A 7,344-nucleotide genomic window follows, 5' to 3' on the forward strand; every position below is an offset into this window, starting at 1 on the left:
CAAGCTTTTCTGGTCGGAACCCCCTAAGCCGAGTTTTCAAGGTGCTGCGCCGTCCACTTGGTTTTCGAGACTGGCCTTTTAATTCTAACGTAAAGCCAACCTAGAACGGCGGGGTTTCAGACCCAAAATTTCCGATGATTGTCGCGGCGAATTGCCTTCGCCCTCTTTTAATAACTTCTGCTTATCGGTATAAGTGGGAGAGAGTCACAAATATTGAGATGCACCCAAAAGATGAGTCTAAAACTTTACTTTTTGCGTCATGGCGAAACCACAGCCAGTCAAACGGGTAGTTTTTGCGGTCGATTAGACTTGGAACTAACCCTGGCAGGCTATGAAATGGCCAAGGATTTCGCCCTTGCCTATCGAGATGTGCCTTGGACAGCGATCTATTCTAGTCCCCTCAAGCGCACCATGGCCACCGCCATCCCTTTAAGCGATCTCTTAGGTATTCCCATCCACAAACGGGAAGGATTAAAAGAGATTGCCTACGGCCAATGGGAGGGAAAAACCGCAGCCGAGGTTAATCGGGAGTTTCATGATGATTATGTGCGCTGGTTAGCAGATCCAGGCTGGAATTCTCCCACAGGGGGCGAAAAAGGCATCGATATCGCTCGCCGCAGTTCGGAAGTATTAGAGGAGATTGACCATAATCACGATGATGGCCATATTTTGATCGTTTCCCATAAAGCAACGATCCGAATCATGTTATGTTCTCTTTTAGGCATTGATATCGGCCGTTATCGCGATCGAATTGCCATGCCCGTGGCCTCGGTAACGATCGTCGAATTAGCCGAACACGGTCCCCTCTTTCAAGTTATAGGCGATCGCTCTCACCTCCGCAATGACCTGCGCTCGCGAGCGGGAACCTAACCAGTCAACAGTAACAAGGGAAGCCCCGGATTTGGTCTGCTGAAAAACTATGTGCTTGATGTTATATTTTCTACGACACGGACAGACAGCCTATAGCAAAACGGGAGGATACTGTGGTACTCCAGAAAATGACCCCGGTTTGACTGCCGAAGGCATCGAAATGGCCGAGGAATTCGCCGATGTCTATCGTTCTTTACCTTGGCGTGCAGCCTACGTCAGTCCCCTACAAAGAGCTATTCAAACCGCTAAACCCCTCTGTGAAGCGGTGGGACTAAAATTAGAAATCCGGCAGGGATTACAAGAGATCGGTTATGGTCTTTGGGAAGGTATGCACCCTAACGATATCGATCGTCAATACCATGATCTCTATGTGCGCTGGTTGACGGATCCTGCTTGGAATGCTCCCCCCAACGGGGAAAGGGGTATCGATATCGCCCGTCGTTCCGCAGCCGTTTTGGAGGAAATTGAACACACCCACAGTGATGGCAATATCCTGATCGTTTCCCATAAGGCCACCATCCGGATCATGCTCTGTAGTCTGATGGGTATTGATGTGGGCCGTTATCGCGATCGATTTGAAATGCCCGTGGCCGCTGTCAGTATTGTCGAATTAGGCAGTCGTGGCCCGCTTTTCCATGGCATCGGTTTACGTTCCCACCTCAGTGAGTACCTGCGTTCTCTTCCTTGCACCTAATCAGTTATCAGTGATCAGTGATCAGTTATCAGTGATCAGATGTCAGTTTTGATACTCAATCCGGTTATTAAAAACTGATTATCTATTCCCTCTTTTGCCTCTTGCCTTTTGCCTGTCCTGATATGTAGCCTATACTCAACGGATTTAGCATTACTTCCCACTTGATCATTCAATCCAAGCTTTTGGGGGGTTCTACCCCCCAAACCCCCCGTTGGGGGCGTGGCGCCGCCCCCAAACCCCCCGCGCATTAGTTTTTCGGTGGGATGCTTACACGCAGCTGCTGACACATCTGTAATCATTTAAGAGTCACCCCACTTGCAGGAGTGCCTCTCCTGATATTTAGCCTATACTCAACGGATTTAGTATCAGGTCACTGATTACTGTTTACTGTTTACTGGACGGCTACGCCGTGCCTTTGGCAACACTGAAAATACTCCCCACTTCCCATTTATGCCCAAAATCCATCACTTTGAGCTATTACCTTCCACTAATACTAAAGCTTGGCAATTATTAGAGTCGGGGGAAAATCCGCCTTTTGTGGTGACTGCTCGTCAACAAAGTGCTGGGAGAGGACAATGGGGACGGGAGTGGATTTCTGAACCGGGAGGATTATATTTATCTTTGGCGTTAAATCTTGATTTAGAGGTGGATAAATCTGCCCATCTCGTTCTCGCTACAGTTTGGGGCATCGCTTATCACCTCAATTGTCAAGAAATACCTGTTAAAATCAAATGGCCGAATGATTTAGTATTACTAGGGCGCAAACTAGGGGGAATTAACCTAGAAACCCGTATTCAGGGCCAAAAAATCCCGCAAGCAGTCATCGGAGTAGGCCTCAATTGGGCCAATCCCGTCCCCCCCACCGGTATTAATTTACAGGCTTTTACTGGCAATAAAATCACCTCGATCGCTCAATTAACCGATGTCACCAGTGATGCTATCCTATACGGCTATGAATATTACTGTCATCGCGGCATAAAAGCCCTATTAGCCTCCTATTTAGAACTTTTTGCCAATTTTGGTCAAAAGATAGCTTTTGAGGGCTATCAGGGCATAATAACCGGGGTAAGCGATCGAGGGGAATTAAAAGTTAAATTAACTTCGGACAATGCCAGTAGCGAAATTTATATACCGGCCGGTAGGGTTAGTCTCGGCTATAATTGAGTCTAAATATTTTTTTGACTAAACTGTGAGAAGTGAGGCCGCCCTATGTATCCTTCATCGGTGATATTGAAACTTTTTCTAGGAAAATCCTTAAAAAAGAAGCTGAGTTTATGCAGTGGTCTCGGTTTAGTAATCAGCGGTCTGATTACTCTTGCTCCCAATGCGATCGCTAATTCCGAAACTGGCAGCGAAACCCCGGTAGTGGAAAATGCCGCCCCGACTCTAAAAGCCCCCGTTATCAAAGAAAATACTAATCCTGCCCCCCGTCTGGCTATCCCCGAAAACCATCAAACCGATATGCCTACCCTTGCCCCCCGGGCCGGCGGTAAAAATAATTTTATCGATACCAGAAACTTTAACCCCCCCAGTTCCGTTGTTGTCACCGAGCGCCGCAGTGGTTGCCAAACCATCGCCCAAAATGGTCAACTGGTAGGAGGTAGCTGTAATCTGGCGGCCCGGTCCCCCCGTCGTCAGCCGGTCAGCACTGTGGCCAAACCCTTACCCCCGGTTAATCTGGCCCGGGTGCGTCTCAATCCTAATCCAGCCGTGCGAGTAGGACGGCAGCCCCGAAATCAGCCGGTTATCGCTAATAATTCCCTGGGTCGTTATGCCCCCACTCTCGTCGCTTCTAGCGCCCCGGTACGTCTGGCTGCCCCCACGGTGATTCCCAGTCAGGTGGTAGCCCTCAATCCCCCGGAATGGAATGGCGTAAAATTGGCTTTGGCCCCGGTGACTCGCGCAGAAGTGGAAGCAATCAGCGAAGCGACCACCTATGAGCGGGCCACCCGTTTAAGTCCCACGGATTCTAACCCAACTCAACGCACGGATTTACTCTTTCCCCTCGCCCTTCCCGCCCAAATTACCTCGGTTTTCGGGTGGCGAAATCATCCGGTCAGCGGGAATCGGGCCATGCACGCGGGTACTGATTTAGGCGCACCGATGGGAACACCTGTATTAGCCGCCTACGCAGGGGAAGTGGCCACCGCCGACTGGTTGGGAGGTTACGGATTAACGGTGATTTTACGTCACCTCGATGGTAGTCAAGAATCTCGTTATGCCCACCTTTCGGAAATTACCGTCAAACCGGGAGAATGGGTGGAACAGGGCGCAGTTATCGGTCGTGTGGGTAGTACGGGACTTTCTACCGGTCCCCACCTACACTTTGAATGGCGACACCTAACCGAACAGGGTTGGACCGCCGTAGATGCCGGTTTACATCTAGAATTAGCCCTCGATAATCTGGTGCAGAGAATGCAAATGGCCGCAGCCACTGACCCTAATCAGAATTAATTTGTTTTGGGTTACAACTCTAGCGGTTTTTGGAACTTAAAAACGCATCGTTGAGCTTTTGCCCAATTGATGCGTTTTCATACATTCGCAGTATTAAGTAGTTGGACAAAAATAAAGTTAACTGTGGGGTAAGGGACTTGCGCTTTGATAATGTACCTTTTGGGCGAACGCAGTTCGCCCCTACATTGTGGACAAAATCCGTTACTGTAGGGGCGCAAAGCTTGCGCCCTCCGATCAATTGGGATATTATTCCCACGCAAGTCCCTAAGGAGTCGGTCGTCAGGAGACAGGAGACGGGATACACGCTAAGATACAAATAATAAACTTGAGAGAAGCACTTGATTAAATATGACTCTAACTAACGTTGAAGTAAATCCCTCGACTCCAGAAGATTTTTTAGATTCTGAAACATTAGTACAGGTCGATTTAATGCAGCAAAAGATTCAACAATATATACAAACCCTATCAGTAGAAAATTTAAAGATGATTCTAGAATTTGCCGCTTATTTGTCAGATAAAGAAAGTGAAAAGGCAACGCAAGAAATTAGAGCAATCCCGAATATTATGGAACATTTGAAAGAAGCTGAAATGGATTTACAATCAGGTTGCCTCATTGATTGGGAAAGCTGAAATAACTTATAAAGTCCGTTTGACAGCTAAAGCAAATAAAGTTTATTCTGAAGCGGATTCAATCTTAAAAAAGAAGATTGCTAAGTGTTTAAAACTCGTTCAAGAAACACCGAAAAATCACCCTCAAATTAAAGCATTAAAGGGAGAATTTGCCTAGAAGTATCGCTTCCGCGTTGGAGACTATCGGGTTATCTATACCGTTGATGATAGTCAGTCTCAAGTTATCGTCTTGCTGATTGAACATCGCAGTCAAGCTTACCGCCAATAAATAGGGTTTGCGGCAAAAAGTTTATTGTTGAAGTCAGTCAGGAAGCGGGAGTTTCAGGCTTTGTTGTCCTCTTTTTGCACTAATTTGTGTTCTATAAAAATGGTAATGCAAGGTTTTTGAAGCTCCCAATCCTCCTAGTGTTAATATTCGCTAATCTCATGCAATTGGAAAGGCAAGATTTGAGAAAAAAAGTAGAAGTTAAGGAACGCGGAGCATTCGTTCTTCGATTTCTTGCCAGACGGTAGGGGAAATATTAACAGCCACTTTTTGGCATTCGAGAATCCGGCGATTAATATAAAAATAATGCTCGTCTATTTCGCGAATTTCGTCGGTGGATAAATTAAGTAATTCAGGCGTTAAATTAAAAGCAGTATTCCACATTTTCAAGAATTGATCAGCAAATTCTTCATGTTGTTTTTTACTTGCTTTATCATCAGGAATAATTTGTTTGAAAGCCTCTAAATCAGCGCTTAATTGGGAAAAATTAACCTTAGAAACAATTCGATACTGAGCCAATAAGTTAACTAACTGGACAAACTCATCAATGTTGGCGACGGCGATGCTGTTGGTGATGGTGATGGTGATGCCGTAGGCGAACTCGTGGGCATAGGCTTTGGCGATCTTCTGGGCGTTGGAGATGAAGCGGATGGAGATGATGGTATGATTATGATGATCATGACCATCGTTCTTCATGGAGAAGGTCTCGTAAAAATTGGAGTGGGCGATGGAGGAGATGGTGTCGAGGCAGTCGGCGATGGAGATGACGTTGGCGTTGGCGTTGGCGGCGATGACGAGCCAATTGGCGATCGCTCTTCTTCCTACAGGTTTAATCGAACTATCAACAGAATCTTTAGTCATCTCATCTGCCCATTGCAAAATCGGCACTAATTTTTGACCGAGGGGCGTTTTAAGATAATTATGGGCTTCTTTCTCCATTGCTAATAACAATTTATCGGCTTTCCCTCGCATCAAACCCGCCACTAACAAAAAAACCTCTTGCCAACGAGTTTCTGTTACATAATTCTTAACTGTTTCTTCAATCAAATCATTATCATAGATATACTGAGCCGTCAGGTATTCCTGAAGGGTTAAATGAGAAAAAGAATAGATATCTCTCGCCCGCTCTACTAAAATTCCCTGTTCAATTTCAATGGTTTTTAATACTTTTTCTCCGTCTAGATGTTGCGGAGCATTTAAGTTTTGTTTAAGGTGATCTTTAATTTGCTTAACAACTTCTCGTTTTTCTAGAAAAAGTTTATCTGCTACAAAATTCTGATAAGCAATTTCAGATAGCAAAATTTCTTCTTGCTCAATACTGAGATTTTCATAAACTAAACCGCGATTAGGTAAACGTTTTTCGGCTGACCATTTTTCCAATAAAATTCGTAACGCATCTTGATAAAGGCGACTGCGATTTGTGGGAAAAGATTGATTTTCATCATAAACCAAACACAAAAAAGTCAACAATAACGGTGTATGAGCTAACTCTTTTGCACTTTTATACTCCTCCTTTTGCAACAGTTCCCAACAATTTTTAGCCGTCTCATTTTTCCGATCTAATTCCGAACTAAACCAATGTTCAATAAAACTTTGAATTTGCTGATCATCAAATTCGACAATTTCAATATCGGTAAATCGTCGAAGATGAGTTCTAGCAGCAGTGCGACAGGAGAGAATAAAACGATTTTTATAATGCCTATCTACAAAATCTTTAATTTTCTCGATTACATTATTCACATTAGCTGTTGGCACTTCATCCAAACCATCTAATAAAATTAGTAATTCCCCTTTTTCTAGTTTATTGCTAATATTTTTTTCCACGTTGGGAAAACCACAGATTTTAAACTCCTCTTCAATTAATGCCTGAATATTAATCTCGTTTTCTTTAAAGTTTTTCAACTCCAGTAAAACAGGTGTTAGAGGATGCTGATAACTGTCTTTATTTCCCTTGAGAGCTTCTAAACCAACTTTTCGCAAAAATGTAGATTTACCAATACCAGGATCACCAAGTACCATTAAATATTGTTCTTGATTAGCCAAAAGTAAACCATCTTTTTTACCATCATCCCTAAAGTTAAACCGTCGCTGCTTACTCTCACGGTATTTATTTTCTAAATTTTCATCATAATAATCCCTGACTAAATTCCCCAAACATTTGACATTAACATAAATTGACTCCAAATCCATAGGCTTAGACATTTTTAAAACCTTAATCATGCCGTGCCGATCCCAGTAACGTTGAGTATATTCCCGTAAAAAAAGATACTTTCCCTCTTTGAAAAGCTGTCCGACATCTTTATTCAATAACTCATTTTTATTAATACCCTCCCACCCCGATTTAATCATTTGGCCAATAAAATTATTAGTCAATGCCGTTACAATGGTTGTTTCAATTCCTGTCATAACTTAACCCCTGTAAACCCTCTGA

General features: G+C 44.1%; 6 protein-coding genes and 1 pseudogene. 6 read left to right on the plus strand and 1 reads right to left on the minus strand.

The annotated features are described in order from the left end of the window. Positions 1 to 231: 231 nt before the first annotated feature. The 6 genes and pseudogenes from PX484_RS06705 (at position 232) to PX484_RS25690 (ending at position 4,916) form a co-directional block, all read left to right on the plus strand. On the plus strand, positions 232 to 870 hold the full coding sequence (locus PX484_RS06705) for a histidine phosphatase family protein (RefSeq protein ID WP_287765075.1): 639 nt from the start codon (positions 232 to 234) through the stop codon (positions 868 to 870). Positions 871 to 919: 49 nt separating this feature from the next. Then, the gene (locus tag PX484_RS06710) at positions 920 to 1,564 is read left to right on the plus strand and encodes a histidine phosphatase family protein (RefSeq protein ID WP_002759710.1); all 645 of its coding nucleotides are present in this window, start codon (positions 920 to 922) and stop codon (positions 1,562 to 1,564) included. 450 nt (positions 1,565 to 2,014) lie between these two features. Beyond that, positions 2,015 to 2,728, plus strand: a complete 714-nt coding sequence (locus PX484_RS06715) for a biotin--[acetyl-CoA-carboxylase] ligase (RefSeq protein ID WP_287765077.1) — start codon at positions 2,015 to 2,017, stop codon at positions 2,726 to 2,728. Positions 2,729 to 2,773: 45 nt separating this feature from the next. Continuing rightward, positions 2,774 to 4,018 (plus strand): M23 family metallopeptidase, encoded by a 1,245-nt coding sequence (locus PX484_RS06720; RefSeq protein ID WP_287765080.1) that lies wholly within the window; start codon positions 2,774 to 2,776, stop codon positions 4,016 to 4,018. A 348-nt stretch (positions 4,019 to 4,366) separates the two neighbouring features. Further along, positions 4,367 to 4,648: a hypothetical protein gene (locus tag PX484_RS06725; RefSeq protein WP_002800999.1), complete on the plus strand. Its 282-nt coding sequence runs from the start codon at positions 4,367 to 4,369 to the stop codon at positions 4,646 to 4,648. Position 4,649: 1 nt separating this feature from the next. Further along, positions 4,650 to 4,916: pseudogene (locus tag PX484_RS25690) on the plus strand (type II toxin-antitoxin system RelE family toxin). Between the two features lie 198 nt (positions 4,917 to 5,114). Here the strand turns inward: PX484_RS25690 and PX484_RS06740 are convergent. After that, on the minus strand, positions 5,115 to 7,319 hold the full coding sequence (locus tag PX484_RS06740) for an NACHT domain-containing protein (RefSeq protein ID WP_287765084.1): 2,205 nt from the start codon (positions 7,317 to 7,319) through the stop codon (positions 5,115 to 5,117). Positions 7,320 to 7,344 lie beyond the last annotated feature (25 nt).

This window comes from Microcystis sp. M49636_WE2, assembly GCF_030065375.1.
Taxonomy (GTDB): Bacteria; Cyanobacteriota; Cyanobacteriia; order Cyanobacteriales; family Microcystaceae; genus Microcystis; species Microcystis aeruginosa_C.

Excerpts from the sequence above, each read along its gene's own strand:
- PX484_RS06705 (WP_287765075.1), top strand. The coding sequence starts at position 232 with ATGAGTCTAAAACTTTACTTTTTGCGTCATGGCGAAACCACAGCCAGT.
- PX484_RS06710 (WP_002759710.1), top strand. The coding sequence starts at position 920 with ATGTGCTTGATGTTATATTTTCTACGACACGGACAGACAGCCTATAGC.
- PX484_RS06715 (WP_287765077.1), top strand. The coding sequence starts at position 2,015 with ATGCCCAAAATCCATCACTTTGAGCTATTACCTTCCACTAATACTAAA.
- PX484_RS06720 (WP_287765080.1), top strand. The coding sequence starts at position 2,774 with ATGTATCCTTCATCGGTGATATTGAAACTTTTTCTAGGAAAATCCTTA.
- PX484_RS06725 (WP_002800999.1), top strand. The coding sequence starts at position 4,367 with ATGACTCTAACTAACGTTGAAGTAAATCCCTCGACTCCAGAAGATTTT.
- PX484_RS06740 (WP_287765084.1), bottom strand. The coding sequence starts at position 7,319 with ATGACAGGAATTGAAACAACCATTGTAACGGCATTGACTAATAATTTT.